Consider the following 18156-nt stretch of genomic DNA (forward strand, 5'->3'; position numbering starts at 1 on the left):
TCTTTTACAAATATAATGACTGAGCACACAACAAGATTGAATGCTTTAATTAAGCTGGGCAATTTTTTTAAGGAATACTACGAATATGCTAAAAATAGTCCCAAAATAGACCATAATTCTAATCCGTGGTTTAATGCATTTGATGATGCAATTACCCTTGCCGGACATAAGAATGGGTGGTTTACACCAGAAAATATTCTTTTTAGTATAAACACTTGGGGAGAATTATTAGAGGAAGAAAAATTAAATAACTGGTTATCCCACTACCAAATTGGAAATAACCCTCCAAAATCTGTGGCAGTTGTAATGGCTGGAAACATACCTTTGGTAGGGTTTCACGACTTTTTAAGTACACTTATCACCGGAAATAATATAATTGTAAAGCTCTCTTCTAATGACAAGGTGTTGTTACCTTTTATCTCTAGTTATTTAATAGAAATTGAACCGAGTTTTAAAGACGCAATCTTCTTTGCAGATGGGAAGCTAGAAAATTTTGATGCCGTTATCGCTACCGGAAGTGATAATACCGCTCGTTACTTTGAACATTATTTCAGTAAAAAGCCTAACATAATTCGCAAAAACCGAAATTCTGTCGCCGTTCTTACCGGACGTGAAACTCAACCACAACTCCAGGCTCTAGGAGAGGACGTTTTCAGGTATTATGGACTTGGGTGTAGAAGTGTTTCAAAACTATTTGTCCCTAAAGATTATGATTTCGATCTATTTTTTAAGGCAATCTACCCTTATCACAATATTGTAGATCATGCTAAGTATGCCAATAATTACGATTATAATAAAGCAGTATATTTAATGAGCTTATTCCCAATTTTAGAAAATGGTTTTCTAATGTTAAAGGAAGATACAAGCTACTCCTCCCCTATAGCAACATTATTCTATGAGACCTATGACTCTCTAGAAACGCTAAAAGGAAACTTAGAAAAAGAAAGTGACAAGTTACAGTGCATAGTTGCAGATGGATTTACTACCGCTGAAATTCCTTTTGGACAAACGCAAAAACCCTCTTTAACTGACTATGCGGATAATATGGACACTATAGAATTCCTATTGAATTTATAATAGAAGATTTTCACAAAACTATAGTGTGCGTTTAAAATATTTATGACCTTTAAACGCCCATGAATTTTAAAGGGCTAATTACAATTGTAGAATAGTAAAATAAAGAAAATGAAAAAACATAATTTTAGTGCCGGACCTTGCATCCTTCCTCAGGAAGTAATGAAAAAAGCATCAGAAGCAGTTCTAGATTTTAATGGTTTAGGACTGTCTTTAATAGAAATCTCCCATAGAAGTAAGGATTTTGTAGAAGTAATGGAAAAGGCTAGGTCTTTAGCTTTAGAGCTTTTAAACCTACAAGACAAAGGCTATAAAGCTTTATTTCTACAAGGTGGTGCCAGTATGGAGTTTTTAATGGTGGCTTATAACTTATTAGAGAAAAAAGCAGGCTATTTAAATACAGGTACATGGGCAGGGAAAGCCATTAAAGAAGCTAAGATTTTTGGTGAAGTTATTGAAGTTGGCTCCTCCAAGGATAAAGACTTTAATTACATTCCTAAAGGGTATAATATCTCAACGGATTTAGATTACCTACACCTTACCTCGAATAACACTATTTTTGGAACCCAAATAAAAGAATTCCCTAAAACCACATGTCCATTAGTCTGTGACATGAGCTCTGATATTTTCTCCAGACAGCTTGATTTCTCACAGTTCGATTTAATCTATGCTGGAGCACAAAAAAACATGGGGCCAGCAGGAACAACACTTCTAATTATTAAAGAAGACATTTTAGGTAAGGTTTCTAGAGCGATTCCGTCTATGTTAAATTACAAGGTACACATAGAAAAAGACAGTATGTTTAACACACCAGCGGTATTTCCGGTATATGTTTCTATGCTTACCCTTGAATGGTTGAAAAACCTAGGAGGAATTGCTGCTATAGAAGAGGTGAATGAGAAGAAAGCTCGACTCCTTTACTCAGAAATCGACTTAAATCCACTTTTCCGCGGTTATGCTGCCAAGGAAGACCGCTCTTTAATGAACGCCACTTTCAATTTAACAGAGGAAAAACTTAAAGGTGTTTTTGATGAGATGTGTAAAGAAGCCGGAATCAATGGTATTAACGGTCATAGATCTATAGGGGGTTATAGAGCATCTATGTACAATGCATTATCCTTAGATAGCGTTGGTACTCTTGTAGATGTAATGAGTGAACTAGAGAGAAAAGGGTAATTCTATTTCTTTTATATCACATTAAGAAGGAATTAAACAGTTACAAAAACACAGGTTATTTTAGCCTCTCCCTAAGTTAGAGAGAAAGAACAAGAATAGGAAAGAAATGAAAGTATTAGCAAACGACGGAATATCAGAAAGCGGTAAAAAAGAACTAGAAAAAGCTGGTTTTGAAGTGTTATCTATTCGGGTAGCACAGGAACAGCTTATTCCCTATATCAATGATAATAAGGTTACCGTTCTTCTAGTGAGGAGTGCAACGCAAGTAACTAAAGAGTTAATAGATAAGTGCCCCAGTTTAAAGATTATAGGGCGTGGCGGAGTAGGAATGGATAATATTGAGGTAAGCTATGCAAAATCTAAAGGATTACATGTAATTAACACCCCATCTGCATCCTCCTCTTCTGTTGCGGAGCTTGTTTTTGCTCATTTGTTCAGTGGAGTTCGTTTTTTACATGATGCCAATAGAAATATGCCTTTGGAAGGGGATAGCAATTTCAGTAAATTAAAAAAAGCATATTCCAACGGTATCGAACTACGTAATAAAACCTTAGGGATTATTGGTTTTGGGAGAATAGGTAGGGAAACAGCAAAAATCGCTCTAGGGTTAGGAATGAGGGTTTTGTTTGTAGATCCTAAATTAAAAGAAGCAACGGTCACCATACCCTTTTTTGACGGTAGATCTATATCTTTTGATCTCGAGGGAACTACATTTGAACAATTACTTAGAGAATCTGACTTTATAAGTCTACATGTTCCTGCTCAAAAATCATATCTCATTGGTGAAAAAGAGTTCGCAATGATGAAAGACGGAGTAGGAATCGTTAATGCCGCCCGAGGAGGTGTATTAGACGAAGTTGCTCTAGTAAACGCTTTGGAATCCCGTAAGGTTTCTTTTGCTGGTTTAGATGTTTTTGAGTCCGAGCCCATGCCAGAGATTAGAGTATTAATGCATCCCGATATTTCTTTAACGCCACATATTGGTGCTGCCACCTCAGAGGCACAAGACCGAATAGGACAAGAATTAGCAACCCAAATAATTGCGCTATACAATTAAACACCTTTCATATAATATTAATACATAATGATTTGTTTAGATGATGAGGCCTTTATAGTTTAACGTAACCTTACATCTATGCAGTATTTTTTTGTAACTTGGACTACCAATATTAATAAACAGAATAAAAAATCATAATATGTCAGGATTATTAGATCTATTAAATGGCCCAATGGGCAAGCAACTAATTAGTGGTGTTGCTAGTCAAACCGGGCAACCAGAAAATAAAACTGCCGATGTTTTAAGTATGGCAATGCCACTACTTTTGGGCGGTATGAAAAAGAACGCATCCTCTCCACAGGGTGCAGCAGGATTACTAAGTGCCTTATCTTCTAACAAGCACGATGGAAGCTTGTTAAATAATTTAGGTGGACTTTTTAGTGGCGGGGTAGATGATTCCGTAATCAAAGATGGTGAAGGAATCCTTAGTCACGTATTTGGTGGAAAACAAACAGCTGTAGAAACTGCCTTAAGTCAGAAATCTGGTTTAGACGCCGGATCTGTAGCGCAAATCTTAAAGATTGCTGCGCCCTTAGTAATGTCTTACCTAGGGAAGCAAAAATCGCAAAGCAATATTAATGATGCTGGAGATTTAAACAGCTTATTAGGAGGCATGTTAGGCGGACAACCAGAACAGAACCAAAGCTTAATAACATCTTTATTAGATGCTGATGGTGATGGTAGTATTTTAGACGATGTTGCCGGTATGGTAATGGGTGGCAACAAAAAGAAAGGCGGACTTGGCGGAATGCTAGGCGGACTTTTCGGGAAATAAAAAGATTTACATATTTTTTAAGGAAAGCCATTTGTGAAGACAAATGGCTTTTTGTATCTTAATACTATGAGAAATATCCATATATTTATTCTATTATCCATTCTCATGTTCTCCTTTTCCATAATTGGATGCGGAGGCACTAAACAAGCTATTGCCGTATCTGAAGAGGAAAAAATGGCCTTTGCGAAAACTGAAGGAGATACTATTTCTATAGTAAATGAAGAAGTAGAGTATGGAATTATAATTATTGAACCTGGATTCGATTTTTGGTTACAAAGTGTAGCCAAACCAGAAGGGTATCACTCACAATCTTACCTAGAGAATAGAAATCAGATTTATGTAAGCGAATGGAATATGAGGGTATCCCAACCTTTAAGATATAACCCTAACCTTTACGAAATGCATATTGATTATAGCCCCCATATTGATTACGGCTATGAAGTAAACTATAAACTGTATTACTACTTTATATATTTTCAGAGGAAATATAATCAGCGGCTAGGGCCCTTTGTTCCCCGCATTTAAAAACTTATATTTGCCATCGATTATTGTAATGTATGAAGAAGTTAAAAGAACGATGGGGAGTTTCCTCTAATTTTCAATTGGCCATAATCTTTGTGGTTTTTTCTATTACTGGCTCCTCTGCGGTTTTTATAGCAAAGCCATTCCTTAATTTTATAGGATTACATCGCGATAGTTTTTCTCCAGATTTTATATGGGGAGGTCTTATCTATCTTCTTTTTAGAATATTATTGATCTTTCCTTTCTACCAAATACTCTTGGTGGTCTATGGTTGGCTATTTGGTCAGTTTAAATTTTTCTGGGAATTTGAGAAAAAGATGCTAAGCCGAATGGGATTGGGCTTCATTTTTAAATAAATTATACTTTTCTTAACACCCCTTGTCCATGTATAAGGATAGATTTGAATTGTGATATCTTTTCGAGAACATATCTTGCCTCTACTATCCATCCTAATGGTGGCCTTATTTGCGTTGCCTGGTGGTTTAAAAGCTAAGCACGCCATCTTAGAACACCACACTTTTGTCTGTAAAGAAAAGGGCAAATTACATGTACACGAAGTTGAATTGGAATGTGAATTTCATAAATTCAATATTTCACACTTTGTTTTTCCAGAATTTTCAGGGATAGATGACCCTATCTGGACAGTAAGTAAGATAAAAATAGTTGATTACTACCAGTTCTTAAGTAAATATCAGGATTTACACTTCTCCCTAAGGGGACCTCCTTCTTTAATATAATAGGCTTTTCAAAAAGAACTAAGCTAAACTTTGCATAGGATATCCGTATCAGAAGTTTTCTTTATGGAATAATTACCTTCTATAATACTCATATCTAAATACGCTATTCTATTTTAAAGGCTAGTCGCTTCGAAATGCCTTAAAACCACCATAGCTCAGATGTTATTATTTATGAAAACTATTTTTGATAAACTCTATTTCACCAGTTTATTAAAGCTAGTTTTCTATAGATAAGCTTGAGCATTTTAATAAAATTAGAATTAAAACATATAAACTTAAAGGGAGCATTTATAGATTTTAAGATGACCCATCAAAAGAATAAGCTTTAGATCAATCTTATTCTTAATTCATTATAAATGACTACCCTATAATCATAACTATTTCTACAAATGAAAAAACTACTATTGTCGTTACTCTGTACTTTCGCGTTCTACTCCTCTACGGCCCAGAACTCCCTCATTGGAAAGATTACAGAGAAATCCACCGATCAACCCTTAGAGCAAGTTTCCATTTATTTTCCAGACTTACAAAAAGGGGGTGTAACAAATGAAAATGGAGAATTTAAGATCAGCAATCTACCCCTTGGCACTTATAAAGTGGTAGCATCTTACATCGGCTTTCAAAGCTTTAGCCAAAATATTGCCATCCAAAAAGGGGAAAATAATTTAAATATAAATCTCGCTCCTAGTGCTATAGAAATGGATGAGGTTATTGTATCTACTCCTTTTCACAAATTACAGCGCGATAATGTAATGAAGGTAGAATACGCAAAGATAGCAGCCTTAAAATCTACAGGGGCACCTACTTTGGTAGAAGGCATTGGTAAAATACCTGGTGTAGATGTGGTTTCAACAGGTGTTGGTATAGGGAAACCCGTTATTAGGGGATTAACCTCTAACAGAGTGCTAGTTTATACTCAAGGCATACGATTGGAAAATCAGCAATTTGGAGCAGAACATGGTCTAGGTGTTAACGAAGCCGGAATAGAGAGCGTAGAAGTGATAAAAGGCCCCGCCTCCCTACTCTATGGATCGGATGCCATGGGTGGTGTGTTGTATTTAAACCCAGAACGGTTCGCTAGCGCCAATTCCACCGAAGGCGATGTTAATCTGAGTTACAATACTAATACTAGAGGTATATCTAGTAACGCAGGAATTCGGTCTTCCGGAAATAACCTCAGGTTTTTAGCGAGATTGGCCGCCGATAACCATATAGATTATATTGGAGGAGATGGCAGAAGAGTAACCAATTCTAGATTTAACGAGAAAGACCTAAAAGTGGGCGTAGGATATCTAAATACAGTTTTTAACACCGAATTGCGATACAACTACAACCAATCTAATCTAGGAATACCGGAATCTATTGGTGAGCAAACCACTTCTAGAACACCAGAATTGCCATATCAAGAAATAAATAACCATATCTTAAGTTCTAAAACCAAAATCTTCTTTGAAAATTCTAGTTTAGATGTTACTCTAGGTTATGTAGGCAACTATAGAAAGGAATTTGAAGAACACCACCATCATGAAGGTGAAGCCGATCATGGTGACGAAGAAGAAGAACATGAAGATGCTGCTTTGGACATGAAGCTTAATACATTTAGCTACAATGCTTTATACCAATTTCCGATTTGGGAAAAATTTGAAACTGCCATAGGAGTACAAGGGATTTATCAATCCAACAAAAACTACGGGGAAGAAGCCTTAATTCCAGATGCAACAACTCAAGATTTTGGTGTATTGGGGACTACTCATTATCATTTAAATGATAATAACGATTTTCAATTAGGAATACGTTTCGACCATAGAAGTATAGCTGGAAACTCTTATGGAACTATGGGAGAAGAAGGGTATATTCCTGAAGTAAATCGAAGTTTTAATAGTTTTAACGGTGCATTTGGCTATAAAAATAACATTTCTGAAGCGTTTACTGGACGTTTTAATATAGCAACTGGTTTTAGAGCTCCTAATTTGGCAGAACTTACTTCCTACGGAGGCCATGCTGGGGCAAACAGATTTGAAATTGGTAATGCAGATTTAAAAAATGAACAGAACATTCAATTGGACTTAGCTTTGGAATTTAAAAACGAGCACCTCGAATTTTATATAAATGGTTTCCACAATAGCGTTAAAAACTATATCTTCATTTCTCCTGATGGGACCTTTATTAATGACAGGTCTGTTTATAGATACCTTCAGGATGACGCTACACTATACGGAGGAGAAATTGGCTTCCACTTACACCCCCATCCCTATGATTGGCTACATTTAGAAAGCAGCTATCAAACTGTATTTGGAGAATTAGATAATGGCGACTCATTACCACTAATCCCTGCAAACAAACTTACTAATACCTTTAGAGTTGAATTTTTAAGTAATGATACCTGGTGGACGAAATCTAACGCCTATATCACACTAAATAATATATTTAAACAAGGAAGGGTAAGCGAAAATGAAACCATATCACCAGCTTATTCACTATTGGATGCAGGCTTAAGCGGAGAGTTAACACTTATGAATAAATCCATAAATGTTAATTTCAGTGTAAATAACATTTTAGACAAACAATACATTGATCACCTATCTCGATTAAAAACCGACGGCATATTTAATATGGGGAGATTTTTTACCCTAGGAGCAACTATTCATCTTTAATAATTAAAGCATAAATTACTTTCTATGGCTTGGGTTTTCTCAAGCCATAGATTAATTGCTTAAAGAATGACTTAGGAATCTCTTCGTCCCCTTCAAACCCTAGTTTAAGCTTTCCACTGTCTTCAGGAATGTAGTTAGTTTTAAAAATATAATCCCACAAACTAAGACTTATCCCGTAGTTTATTCCATTTTTTCCATCGGGCAATTCATAGGCATGATGATATAAATGCATTACGGGATTATTTAAAACATATTTTAAGGGACCATAGGTTATTTTAATATTAGCATGGTTTAGATGACCAATGGTAATTGCAAAGAAATGAACCATATAAGCTTGTTCTGGCTCAAATCCGCCCAGAATCATCACTCCAAATGTTTTTAAAGGCTTATACAAGACATTTTCCATCCAATGAAACCGTAAGTGGGCAGCAAAACCCATCTCCTTAACGCTATGGTGTATTTGATGAAATTTCCATAAAAAAGGATATTTATGCAGTAACAAATGGGTGTACCATTGCACAAAATCTAATACTATAAAAAAGATTAATAATTGCAGCCAATTGGGGTAAGGAGACAAGTCCAAAAGAGTTAAACTGCTCTGTTTTATTCCAAGATCTTGGAATAATAGCTCTAAGACCTTATAAAAACCGCTTATTACAATTGCGAAAATGAAGAAGTTGAAAAACATATAAAATCCATCCAACCAAAAATCCTTTCTAAAAATAGACTGATTTTTTCTCCAAGGAAATACAATTTCCAACCCCCAAACAACAAGGGAAATAACTATTAGACCCCAAAAATAATTTGTATACCATGGTACATCCAATATAATAGACCTCCACGTCCAATTTACCATCCCAAAAAAAGAGGAGGTAAATGCATCTAAATATTTTTCAAAAAACATTTGCTTTTACTTAACAATCATTCATTTAGAGTATACCACTCTATGTTGGTAAGATTCTCTCTTCTGCCTTTTTTTAATAATGGATAATTAGTGACTAAATAATCCAATATTACCTCTTCATTCTTTCCTAGGTCCCAGAGGTTTTGGGTTTCTTGCATCCATCGTATCGTCTCCACCCATTTTTCACGATTCATCCGATTTTGAATCACCAATTGAGCAGAGTGACAATTAGTACAATTATTTACTACAGTCATAAGCCCCTCGCCATCTTTTAATCCCGTTCTCAGGTGCACCCCGTCTTCTATCTTATCCCAGTTGTCCTCATCACCTTCCTCTGTCACTGTGATCATCTCAGTCTTTGGACTGTCTGTTTTAAAGGAGAATGAAGAAGGTGACACCATATAGATTACTCCCAATATCCCGATTAGAAATACCATTATACAGGATACCACAAGCACATTATAAATACCTTTTACTTGATTTCTAAAATTTTCCTGCCCCTTCATTTATACAATTTTAACAGCAATTCTGTGACATGCATTATTTAAGTATCCCTTAGGATTCCATCCAGGGACAAGCATAGGCTGACTCTCTCCATTGGCATCTACAGCACGTGCCCACACCTCATAGTATCCCGTTTTAGGGAAACTTATACTCGCTTTAAAGTGCTGCCAAGCTAATCTGTTCACTGGTTTCTCTAAAGTGCATTCGGACCAAGTTACCCCAAAATCAATTGAATAAAATACTTTTGAGACTTCCAATTCTCCTGCCCATGCATGTCCTCTAATATTAAGTTTTTTACCGTTAGCCAATTGCGCACCAGATTTAGGATAGGTAATTAACGATTTCACTGGCATAGACTCAATAATGCACATATCCTCTTCTTTCACTTTTTCCCCTGGAGCTACAGGATGACAAGGAACTTTATAGGAAGTACCAGTCATTTTCTCCCCATCGTGCACCTTATTCCGTACACTTATCCTATTAACCCATTTACCAGAAGTGGAGGCTGGCCATCCACCGCATACCAAACGCAGTGGAAAACCGTGTACTAATGGAATATCTTTTCCGTTCATCTGAAAAGCTAATAAAGTTTCATCCATATAAGCTTTGGAAATAGGAACTCCTCTAGAGATTGGCTGCTTTGTAGGGTCACCACTTAAATGTTTATCAATAGCATGATACCCAATATATACAGCATCACTTTTAATACCAACATAATCTAATACATCACCTAACCTAACCCCTGTCCAATTAGCACAATATACCGCACCAATACCCCATTGATTTCCTTTAGCAGGAGGGTCAAACTCCTTGCGACCATTTCCTCCACATTCTAGAGTAAGTTGATAGGTATAATGCTTAAACTTGGATTTTAGCTCCTCTAAGGAAAATGTTTTCTCTTCTTTTACGGACTCCCCATCAAAGGTAATAGTCCATTCTTTTTCATTAATATCTTCTGGAACTTTCCCGTTGTTACGAACAAAAATATAGGGGTTAGGGGTAATTTTATCATCTAACAGATGAGCCATAGCCTCCATATTCCAAGGCTTGCTGTTTAAAACCAACATTTCCTTATCCTTCCCAAACAATTTAAAGGGATCAGGATCTTGCAAACCCAACAGATCATAATTATCGGGCATATTTGCCCCAAAAACAATTTCTGCACCTAATAGTCCAGCTAAGGATCCTAAGGCTGTTCTTTTTACAAAATGTCTTCTCTTCATGTAATTTAATGCTTAAATAATATGGAAAAGGCAATTTAAGATTATAGAAAATCATCTACCCAAGATTTTGGCAATTAATTTTCATATTCTACACCATTTTGGCGGTGCTTTCGAATAAATATTGGTAGATGTTTAGCCCTTTCTACACTCTTTGTAAAAGTAGAGAATAATATAAATATAAGGCTACCCTATAACTAATTTTTAGGATATGTTCAGAATTCATCCGAGTGGTTCTGCCTAACGCTAAGGATCAACCTAATTTTATCAATAAATAATTTGCCCTACTTTTTAGATTGTACAAAATCCTCTATTTTGGAAGGTTTAATCAAATAGGTATAACACCACATTAGCGTGAAAGAAGGGATAAAATCTAGGCCTGGAGACAATTCTTCAATAAAGGCTACTACGGCTGCTGCTCTTCCCATACTTCCTTTGTACATTCTAGTCATTAACCAACCAGCAATAGGAGCCCAAATAATATCGGAAAACTCTCCTATCCCAGGAATAACAAAGGAAATCATCCCTATGGCATCGAACAAAATTCCTAATAAGAGATTTTTATTTTTATTGTTTTTGGAAACAGACATACATAATAGTTAGAATTATACGTCAGATAAAATCAATTAATATGCCAAAAATTATGGTTACACTTCTCTAGCTAAGATAGGTCTGAACTAATCAGTTTTAAAAATTCATTCCTTGTTTCTATTTTCTCAAATTGCCCTCTAAAACCAGAGGTAGTAGTTACCGAGTTCTGCTTTTGCACCCCCCTCATCATCATACACATATGCGATGCCTCTATTACAACTGCCACACCTTTTGGTTTAAGGGTATTATTTAAACACTCTAGAATATCATGCGTTAGCCTTTCCTGTACTTGCAAACGTCTAGCAAAAACATCAACCACTCTTGGAATTTTACTTAAACCTACAATTTGACCATCAGGAATATAGGCGATATGGGCTTTTCCAAAGAAAGGTAGCATATGATGCTCGCACAAAGAATACAGTTCTATATCTTTTATGATCACCATATCATCATAAGACTCTTTAAATAGGGCTCCCTCCAAAATTTCAACAGCATCTTGCTTATAGCCTTGAGTTAAAAATAGCATGGCCTTTGCTGCTCTCTCCGGGGTTTTTAACAGGCCTTCCCTCTCTACGTCTTCTCCTATTTCATTAATAATAGATCTATACCTCGTTTTTACCTCGTCTGTAATTTCTAAGTTATATTCTTCTAGGTTTTTATATGATGCCATACCTTGTTGTTATCTTATTTTATACAATTCTGCTAAACTTATCCAATTTTTAGCAGCCTAATCCACGAAATTAGCATTTCTTTTTTTTAGAAGAGTTTAAATAAGTGAAAATTGTAACAAAATCTATGATGGTTATGTACATAATTTAAGCATTCAGGTTATACATATAGATCAAGATTGACTAACTAAAATGTAAATTCACTACTAAAATCACACAAAAATCGTATTTATTAATTTTATTCTCCACTCCGCTCTAATTTCCCTTAATTTTAATTTATTAAACAACATTTGATAAGGCAAGTTAAACGTTTTGCGCTTTTAACGGGATTGCTTACTTTCGAACCATATATTCTCAGGATGATTAAAGCAACAAACATTAATAAATTTTACGGTAGCCTTCAGGTTTTAAAAGAGGTTGAACTCCATATAAAAAAAGGCGAAGTAATTTCTATTGTTGGCCCTTCTGGTGCAGGAAAAACAACGCTATTACAGATTTTAGGCACCTTAGATGTACAGAGCAACAAAAACGAAAGTGACCTTCTAATAAATGGAGAAGCAGTAAATAGGCTTTCAGAAAAAGCACTAGCAAAATTCAGGAATAACCATATTGGATTTATTTTTCAATTTCACCAGCTGCTACCAGAGTTTACAGCCCTAGAGAACGTGTGTATTCCTGCCTTTATAAAAGGAACAAAAAAAAGTGAAGCAGAGAAAAAAGCCACTGAGCTTCTTAATTTCTTAGGGCTTTCCCATAGATTGCAACACAAACCTAATGAACTCTCAGGGGGAGAACAACAACGAGTAGCGGTTGCCCGAGCTCTAGTAAACGACCCTGTAGTTGTCTTTGCCGATGAACCTAGTGGAAACCTAGACACTGAAAGTGCCGATAATTTACATAAATTGTTCTTTGACCTAAGAGATAAGTTTGGCCAGACGTTTGTTATCGTTACACATAATGAAGAGCTTGCTAATATGGCAGACAGAAAACTGACCATGGTAGATGGCTCCATAACAAAATAGACATGCTTAAACGAGTATGGAGCTTTCTTAAATCACCAGATGGTGTCCAATGGCGACATATTTCTACAGGAACCAAACTAAATGTAGTTTACCAGCTCTTGATATTAGGGCTAGTTTTGGGGTTTTCTTTAAACGTATTTAGTGTACTCATTACGGAAATATTGGGAATTGACCTAGGCGCACATGCCAGTGAAATGCTTTTTGAAATGTCTACCCTTTCTGTTGTTCTTTTAACTGTTGTTATAGCACCAGTGTTTGAAGAACTCCTTTTCCGTGGTCCTCTTATTTGGTTTAAGAATAAAAGTTATTTTAAATATGTCTTTTACCTATCTATAGTACTATTCGGAAGCGTACATTTATTAAATTTCGAGGCTTCTTTAGGATTATACACATTGTCTTTTATTATTGTGGCTCCACAAATGATCTTGGGTGTATTCTTGGGATATATTCGAATTAGAATGGGACTTAGCTGGGCCATACTCCTCCATGCAGCCCATAATGGAGTTTTAACCTTATTACTAATAATTACAAAACTTTTTAACCTCCCTTTGGAATGACAAAAAAAGAACTAAAGGAGTTTTTGGATGCAAAATCCGAACAGTATAATCGTCCCGATTTTCTAACCACAGATCCACTACAAATTCCACATCAATTCAGTAAAAAAGAAGATATTGAGATTAGCGGCTTCCTAACCGCTACCATAGCTTGGGGAAATAGAAAAAGTATTATAAAAAATGCTGAAAGAATGATGGAGATGATGGGATCTTCTCCCCACGATTTTATTCTAAACCACCAAGAGACCGACTTAGATAGATTTCAGGATTTTGTTCATCGGACATTTAATAGTGAAGACTTAACGTATTTTGTGCGCAGCTTAAAAAATATCTATATAAATCATGGGGGTTTAGAAAGCGTTTTTAACAAACATAGTGAGCCTGACTCCCTACAAACTGCTATTTCCCAATTTAAATCGGTGTTTTTTGAATTGCCCCACCAAGCACGTACTACTAAGCATGTTTCTGATCCCCTTAAGGGCTCAGCAGCAAAAAGAATAAACATGTTTCTAAGATGGATGGTAAGGAATAGTGAAACCGGAGTAGATTTTGGAATATGGAAAAGTATTAGCCCCTCTCAATTATCCTGCCCCCTAGACGTCCACTCAGGAAATGTAGCTAGAAAATTGGGGTTGATTAAAAGAAAACAAAACGACGGAAAAGCCTTGTTGGAATTAGATACCCAACTGCGCAAATTAGACCCTTTAGATCCAGTTAAGTACGATTTTGCACTGTTTGGATTAGGTGTTTTCGAAAAATTCTAAGTTAAATTAGAATTCTGGACTAATTAAGGGGATGTCCCCATTAGAATAATAGTAATAGTAAAACATTTGGTTTAAACTGCTATTAATTCCTAATTTTAATCCAGTACAAGAAAACACCCCAAAGCTATGTTTAACGATATGCCTAACATGGCCTGCATGCCTTAAAATATGGAATTAACTCCTCTACCGTAAAATTCACAATTCTTTTATTCATGAATAATAAGCCATTAACGCCAAAACGATACATAACATCCCTTTCCCTAATGCATGCTGCCTTGGTGATAGTCCTTCTTTTAATCGGAATCTACGTATATCTTCAGATTGGAGAAATCACCAGTGGTTTTACCTCTAAAAATGACCTATTTATCTATTTAGTACCAATAATAGGGATACTAGCCTATTTTGGAGGGGATTTTATATATAGTAAGTCACTCACCTCGATAAACAAGGAAACCCCCTTAAAAGAAAAATTAAATAAATATTTACAGGCAAGCCTCATACGTTTTGCACTTTTAGAAGGCGCCTCCTTCATGGGGATCTTCGCCTTTATGCAGACCAGTAATATTTTTTATTTAGTAATAACGGTGTTTTTAATTCTTTATCTTGTAAAATTAAGACCTACAAAAGACATGATTTTTGAGGATTTAAGTTTAAACCAAAAAGAAAAAGAATGGTTTAACAATTCCGATATATAACCAAATGGTATTTATTGTAGGTTATGAGCAATCTTATGAATATCATAATTACAAGAAAGGATTAAAAATAGTCAACATCATGTGAATTAATGAAATTTTATTTTATAAAGAATTGATAATAACCTAAATAACCAATACTACTTAAATGAAAACTTCAACTAGATTAGCAGCTTGTTTTGCCTTCACTATTTTATTTACCCTTACGTGTATCGCACAAGATTGGCCAGGACTACAACGCTTTAAAGAAGAAAATAAAAAGTTGGCACCCCCAACGGAAGACGAAAATAGGGTTGTTTTTATGGGAAACTCTATTACTATAGGATGGCTTAACACCCGTCCAGAATTCTTTGAAGGAAAGCCTTATGTCAATCGCGGTATTGGTGGACAAACTACCCCACAAATGCTAGTAAGATTTAGACAAGATGTAATAGATCTTCAACCAAAAGTAGTGGTAATCTTAGCAGGTACCAATGACATTGCTGGTAACACTGGTCCTTCTTCTTTAGAAATGATAGTAAGCAATATTTAATCCATGGCTCAATTAGCTCAGGCTAATGGAATTAAAGTAATTATTTCTTCAGTGTTACCGGCTTTTGACTATCCATGGCGACCAGGATTAAAACCGAATGAAAAAATACCTGCCTTAAACGCCATGCTAAAACAATATGCAGAGAATAACGGATTTTTATATCTGGATTACTTTTCAGCAATGGCCGATGATAGGAATGGACTCCCTAAAAAATATGCAAATGACGAGGTTCATCCCACTTCGGAAGGCTATTCTGTAATGCAACCAATGATTGAAGAAGCAATCAACAAGGTCTTAAAAATGAAATGATTAATAACAACCTGTAAGTTGTTTTGCTGATTATAATTAATTATCGAAATTCATTTTCCTAAGATTATAATACACCAACCTATACCATTGTTATTACTATGAAAAAGCTCATTCTTCCCTTCCTATTCTTAGCAATTACCTTAGCGTCTGCTCAAGATTTATTTGAAATTAAAGGACTTTGTATTGCTGCACCAACGTCAAACGGAGTTGATGAGTTTGTAAGATTTATTGATGAGGAGTTAGGTCCAAACGGAATCAACACCTTGGTTTTAAGGGTAGATTACAACTATGCATATGAATCTAGACCAGAACTAAGGGGAAAGGCTCCCTTAAATAAGAGTCAGGTAAAGCAAATGGTTGCTGCAGCTAAGAAGCATGAAATCAAATTAATACCACAAGTAAACTTATTGGGACATCAAAGTTGGGCAGAGCAAAACTCAAAGTTATTGGAAGTTTATCCAGAATTTGATGAAACACCACATGTAAACTTGCCAAAGAAATATGAATGGCCTAACCAAGATGACTTATACTGTAAGAGCTACTGCCCATTACACCCAGAAATCCATAATGTTGTCTTTGATTTGATAGATGAAATAATAGAAGTCTTTGAGGCAGATGCCTTTCATGCAGGAATGGATGAGGTCTTTTATATTGCCGATGCGCACTGCCCTAGGTGTAAGGGGAAAGATCCAGCAGTCTTATTCGCCAATGAAGTCAATAAGATTAATTCGCATCTAAAGAAAAGCGATAAACAACTTTGGATTTGGGGAGATAGATTAATAGATGGGGCTTCTTCTGGAATCGGAATGTGGGAGGCTAGCATGAATAATACTGCTAGGGCCATTGATATGATTGATACATCTGTTATTATCTGCGATTGGCATTACGAGAAAGCGGTGCCTACTCCTGCCCTATTTGCCCTTAAAGGATTAAACGTTATTAGCTCTCCATGGCGAATACCATCAGTAGCAAAAGCTCAAGTAGAAATGATGCATCAATTCAAACAAAATTCGGCTGCCCCAATGAAAGACCGATTTATGGGTGTTATGCAAACAGTATGGTCATCGGCAAGCGAATTTATTAAGAGTTACCATACAGAAAAAGGAAGCAATGAAAAGTCCCAAGAAGCTTGTTTTAAGGCTATGTTGGCTGCAATTAATGAGTTGGAATTGTCATTAAAGTCCACCAATTAAAATAGCAGCCTATTATATGAGCAATCAGAAAGTAAGCATTCTTATTCCCTTTAAAGATACCGAGGCATTTTTACCCTTTTGCATCGATTCTATTATTAACCAAACCTATCCCCATTGGGAAGTACTGGCCATAGACGACCATTCTTCCGATAATAGTGCCCAAATAATTAAGAGTTATGTCCAAAATGATTCTAGGATTCAAGTTCATAGGAACAAAGGACAGGGCATAATTGAAGCCCTAAGGACAGCCTACTCTATGGCTACTGGCACCTTTATCACTAGAATGGACTCCGACGACCTAATGGCAAGCAATAAATTGAAATTAATGGTTAAAAGCCTAGAAATTAATGGTAAAGGACACATTGCCTTGGGAAAGGTGAAATATTTTTCAGGAAGAAAACTTGGAAAGGGATACAAAAGTTACGAAAAGTGGCTAAACAAATTAACCGAAATTGGTTCAAACTATTCTGAGATATACAAGGAATGTGTTATTCCATCTCCTTGCTGGATGGTACACAAAACTGATCTAGACCTTGTAGGTTCATTTTTACCTGATAGATACCCAGAAGATTACGACTTAGCTTTTCGTTTTTATCAACACGGAATAAAATGTATACCCTCAAATGTTATTTTGCATTTTTGGCGCGACTATAGTCAGCGGACCTCAAGAACACATCATCATTACGCAGAAAACAATTTCATAGATATAAAGCTTTCCTACTTTCTTAAACTAGACCGAAACAATAGTAGGCCGTTGGTAATTTGGGGAGCAGGAAAGAAAGGGAAAAAAATTGCCAAAAACCTGAATAAAAGAAAGATAGAGTTTATCTGGATATGTAATAATTCAAATAAAATTGGGAACGATATCTATGGCGTAACCATGCAACACTATAGGACTCTAAACAAACTAGAAAACGCACAAATAATAATCACCGTTGCTAATAAGGAAGCCCAAGAGTTTATACGAGACTACTTATCGGGATTGAACAAAGTCTCCACTAAGGATTATTTTTTCTTTTGTTAAGTACTCGTTCAGAATAATTTCTCCTATTAATTAATCAAAAGCTACTTATTAATAGTAATAGTTGATACAAAACCGCAAATAGGCGACACCTACTTACTTTATTATACTTCATTAATAGTTTTCCTTGTGAATTCCTAGTATAAATTTTAGATCGCCCTTTAATATCTTTCTTATATTTGAAAAA

Annotated in this window: 19 protein-coding genes and 1 pseudogene; 15 read left to right on the forward strand and 5 right to left on the reverse strand. The window is 35.7% G+C overall.

What is annotated here, in order from left to right; genetic code table 11:
- Positions 1 to 15: 15 nt before the first annotated feature.
- The 8 genes from H344_RS0107615 to H344_RS0107650 all read left to right on the forward strand — a co-directional run bounded on the left by H344_RS0107615 (position 16) and on the right by H344_RS0107650 (position 7995).
- Positions 16 to 1077 (forward strand): acyl-CoA reductase, encoded by a 1062-nt coding sequence (locus H344_RS0107615; protein ID WP_026809779.1) that lies wholly within the window; start codon positions 16 to 18, stop codon positions 1075 to 1077.
- A 108-nt stretch (positions 1078 to 1185) separates the two neighbouring features.
- Positions 1186 to 2250, forward strand: a complete 1065-nt coding sequence (gene serC / locus H344_RS0107620; protein ID WP_026809780.1) for a 3-phosphoserine/phosphohydroxythreonine transaminase — start codon at positions 1186 to 1188, stop codon at positions 2248 to 2250.
- A 106-nt stretch (positions 2251 to 2356) separates the two neighbouring features.
- Entirely contained in the window at positions 2357 to 3307 is a 951-nt protein-coding gene (locus H344_RS0107625; protein ID WP_026809781.1) for a D-2-hydroxyacid dehydrogenase, read from the forward strand.
- Between the two features lie 139 nt (positions 3308 to 3446).
- Positions 3447 to 4082, forward strand: a complete 636-nt coding sequence (locus tag H344_RS0107630; RefSeq protein WP_026809782.1) for a DUF937 domain-containing protein — start codon at positions 3447 to 3449, stop codon at positions 4080 to 4082.
- Positions 4083 to 4148: 66 nt separating this feature from the next.
- On the forward strand, positions 4149 to 4607 hold the full coding sequence (locus H344_RS0107635; protein ID WP_034256318.1) for a DUF6146 family protein: 459 nt from the start codon (positions 4149 to 4151) through the stop codon (positions 4605 to 4607).
- Positions 4608 to 4639: 32 nt separating this feature from the next.
- Positions 4640 to 4960 (forward strand): DUF6787 family protein, encoded by a 321-nt coding sequence (locus tag H344_RS0107640; protein ID WP_026809784.1) that lies wholly within the window; start codon positions 4640 to 4642, stop codon positions 4958 to 4960.
- A 51-nt stretch (positions 4961 to 5011) separates the two neighbouring features.
- Complete coding sequence (locus H344_RS0107645; RefSeq protein ID WP_034256319.1) at positions 5012 to 5341, forward strand: hypothetical protein; 330 nt, start codon at positions 5012 to 5014, stop codon at positions 5339 to 5341.
- Positions 5342 to 5730: 389 nt separating this feature from the next.
- Complete coding sequence (locus tag H344_RS0107650) at positions 5731 to 7995, forward strand: TonB-dependent receptor (protein ID WP_026809786.1); 2265 nt, start codon at positions 5731 to 5733, stop codon at positions 7993 to 7995.
- 22 nt (positions 7996 to 8017) lie between these two features.
- Here the strand turns inward: H344_RS0107650 and H344_RS0107655 are convergent, their stop codons facing one another.
- The 5 genes from H344_RS0107655 to folE all read right to left on the reverse strand — a co-directional run bounded on the left by H344_RS0107655 (position 8018) and on the right by folE (position 11884).
- Positions 8018 to 8899, reverse strand: a complete 882-nt coding sequence (locus H344_RS0107655) for a sterol desaturase family protein (protein ID WP_026809787.1) — start codon at positions 8897 to 8899, stop codon at positions 8018 to 8020.
- A gap of 17 nt (positions 8900 to 8916) precedes the next feature.
- Positions 8917 to 9405: a hypothetical protein gene (locus H344_RS0107660; protein WP_026809788.1), complete on the reverse strand. Its 489-nt coding sequence runs from the start codon at positions 9403 to 9405 to the stop codon at positions 8917 to 8919.
- Entirely contained in the window at positions 9406 to 10626 is a 1221-nt protein-coding gene (locus H344_RS0107665; protein WP_026809789.1) for a sulfite oxidase, read from the reverse strand.
- A 281-nt stretch (positions 10627 to 10907) separates the two neighbouring features.
- Complete coding sequence (locus H344_RS0107670; protein ID WP_026809790.1) at positions 10908 to 11213, reverse strand: hypothetical protein; 306 nt, start codon at positions 11211 to 11213, stop codon at positions 10908 to 10910.
- 71 nt (positions 11214 to 11284) lie between these two features.
- The gene (gene folE, locus H344_RS0107675) at positions 11285 to 11884 is read right to left on the reverse strand and encodes a GTP cyclohydrolase I FolE (protein WP_026809791.1); all 600 of its coding nucleotides are present in this window, start codon (positions 11882 to 11884) and stop codon (positions 11285 to 11287) included.
- Between the two features lie 357 nt (positions 11885 to 12241).
- On the opposite strand from folE, the gene H344_RS0107680 reads away from it, so the two are divergent.
- From H344_RS0107680 to H344_RS0107710, 7 genes and pseudogenes are all read left to right on the forward strand, one after another.
- A complete protein-coding gene (locus tag H344_RS0107680; RefSeq protein WP_026809792.1) occupies positions 12242 to 12904 on the forward strand; it encodes an ABC transporter ATP-binding protein in 663 nt (220 codons plus the stop codon).
- Positions 12905 to 12906: 2 nt separating this feature from the next.
- Positions 12907 to 13461, forward strand: coding sequence for a CPBP family intramembrane glutamic endopeptidase (locus tag H344_RS0107685; RefSeq protein ID WP_026809793.1), 555 nt, complete (start codon positions 12907 to 12909; stop codon positions 13459 to 13461).
- Positions 13458 to 14222 (forward strand): TIGR02757 family protein, encoded by a 765-nt coding sequence (locus H344_RS0107690; protein ID WP_026809794.1) that lies wholly within the window; start codon positions 13458 to 13460, stop codon positions 14220 to 14222. Before H344_RS0107685 ends, H344_RS0107690 begins: the two co-directional genes overlap by 4 nt.
- A gap of 212 nt (positions 14223 to 14434) precedes the next feature.
- Positions 14435 to 14917: a hypothetical protein gene (locus tag H344_RS0107695; protein WP_026809795.1), complete on the forward strand. Its 483-nt coding sequence runs from the start codon at positions 14435 to 14437 to the stop codon at positions 14915 to 14917.
- Positions 14918 to 15215: 298 nt separating this feature from the next.
- Positions 15216 to 15755, forward strand: a pseudogene (locus H344_RS19845) (SGNH/GDSL hydrolase family protein).
- A 98-nt stretch (positions 15756 to 15853) separates the two neighbouring features.
- A complete protein-coding gene (locus tag H344_RS0107705; protein WP_026809796.1) occupies positions 15854 to 16948 on the forward strand; it encodes a family 20 glycosylhydrolase in 1095 nt (364 codons plus the stop codon).
- 16 nt (positions 16949 to 16964) lie between these two features.
- Entirely contained in the window at positions 16965 to 17972 is a 1008-nt protein-coding gene (locus H344_RS0107710) for a glycosyltransferase family 2 protein (RefSeq protein ID WP_026809797.1), read from the forward strand.
- Positions 17973 to 18156 lie beyond the last annotated feature (184 nt).

The sequence above is a fragment of the Arenibacter latericius DSM 15913 genome (genome assembly GCF_000424985.1).
GTDB lineage: Bacteria > Bacteroidota > Bacteroidia > Flavobacteriales > Flavobacteriaceae > Arenibacter > Arenibacter latericius.

Excerpts from the sequence above, each read along its gene's own strand:
- serC (WP_026809780.1), top strand. The coding sequence starts at position 1,186 with ATGAAAAAACATAATTTTAGTGCCGGACCTTGCATCCTTCCTCAGGAA.
- H344_RS0107670 (WP_026809790.1), bottom strand. The coding sequence starts at position 11,213 with ATGTCTGTTTCCAAAAACAATAAAAATAAAAATCTCTTATTAGGAATT.
- H344_RS0107650 (WP_026809786.1), top strand. The coding sequence starts at position 5,731 with ATGAAAAAACTACTATTGTCGTTACTCTGTACTTTCGCGTTCTACTCC.
- H344_RS0107660 (WP_026809788.1), bottom strand. The coding sequence starts at position 9,405 with ATGAAGGGGCAGGAAAATTTTAGAAATCAAGTAAAAGGTATTTATAAT.
- H344_RS0107665 (WP_026809789.1), bottom strand. The coding sequence starts at position 10,626 with ATGAAGAGAAGACATTTTGTAAAAAGAACAGCCTTAGGATCCTTAGCT.
- H344_RS0107705 (WP_026809796.1), top strand. The coding sequence starts at position 15,854 with ATGAAAAAGCTCATTCTTCCCTTCCTATTCTTAGCAATTACCTTAGCG.
- H344_RS0107640 (WP_026809784.1), top strand. The coding sequence starts at position 4,640 with ATGAAGAAGTTAAAAGAACGATGGGGAGTTTCCTCTAATTTTCAATTG.
- H344_RS0107630 (WP_026809782.1), top strand. The coding sequence starts at position 3,447 with ATGTCAGGATTATTAGATCTATTAAATGGCCCAATGGGCAAGCAACTA.
- folE (WP_026809791.1), bottom strand. The coding sequence starts at position 11,884 with ATGGCATCATATAAAAACCTAGAAGAATATAACTTAGAAATTACAGAC.
- H344_RS0107680 (WP_026809792.1), top strand. The coding sequence starts at position 12,242 with ATGATTAAAGCAACAAACATTAATAAATTTTACGGTAGCCTTCAGGTT.
- H344_RS0107635 (WP_034256318.1), top strand. The coding sequence starts at position 4,149 with ATGAGAAATATCCATATATTTATTCTATTATCCATTCTCATGTTCTCC.
- H344_RS0107625 (WP_026809781.1), top strand. The coding sequence starts at position 2,357 with ATGAAAGTATTAGCAAACGACGGAATATCAGAAAGCGGTAAAAAAGAA.
- H344_RS0107655 (WP_026809787.1), bottom strand. The coding sequence starts at position 8,899 with ATGTTTTTTGAAAAATATTTAGATGCATTTACCTCCTCTTTTTTTGGG.
- H344_RS0107685 (WP_026809793.1), top strand. The coding sequence starts at position 12,907 with ATGCTTAAACGAGTATGGAGCTTTCTTAAATCACCAGATGGTGTCCAA.
- H344_RS0107690 (WP_026809794.1), top strand. The coding sequence starts at position 13,458 with ATGACAAAAAAAGAACTAAAGGAGTTTTTGGATGCAAAATCCGAACAG.
- H344_RS0107710 (WP_026809797.1), top strand. The coding sequence starts at position 16,965 with ATGAGCAATCAGAAAGTAAGCATTCTTATTCCCTTTAAAGATACCGAG.
- H344_RS0107695 (WP_026809795.1), top strand. The coding sequence starts at position 14,435 with ATGAATAATAAGCCATTAACGCCAAAACGATACATAACATCCCTTTCC.
- H344_RS0107615 (WP_026809779.1), top strand. The coding sequence starts at position 16 with ATGACTGAGCACACAACAAGATTGAATGCTTTAATTAAGCTGGGCAAT.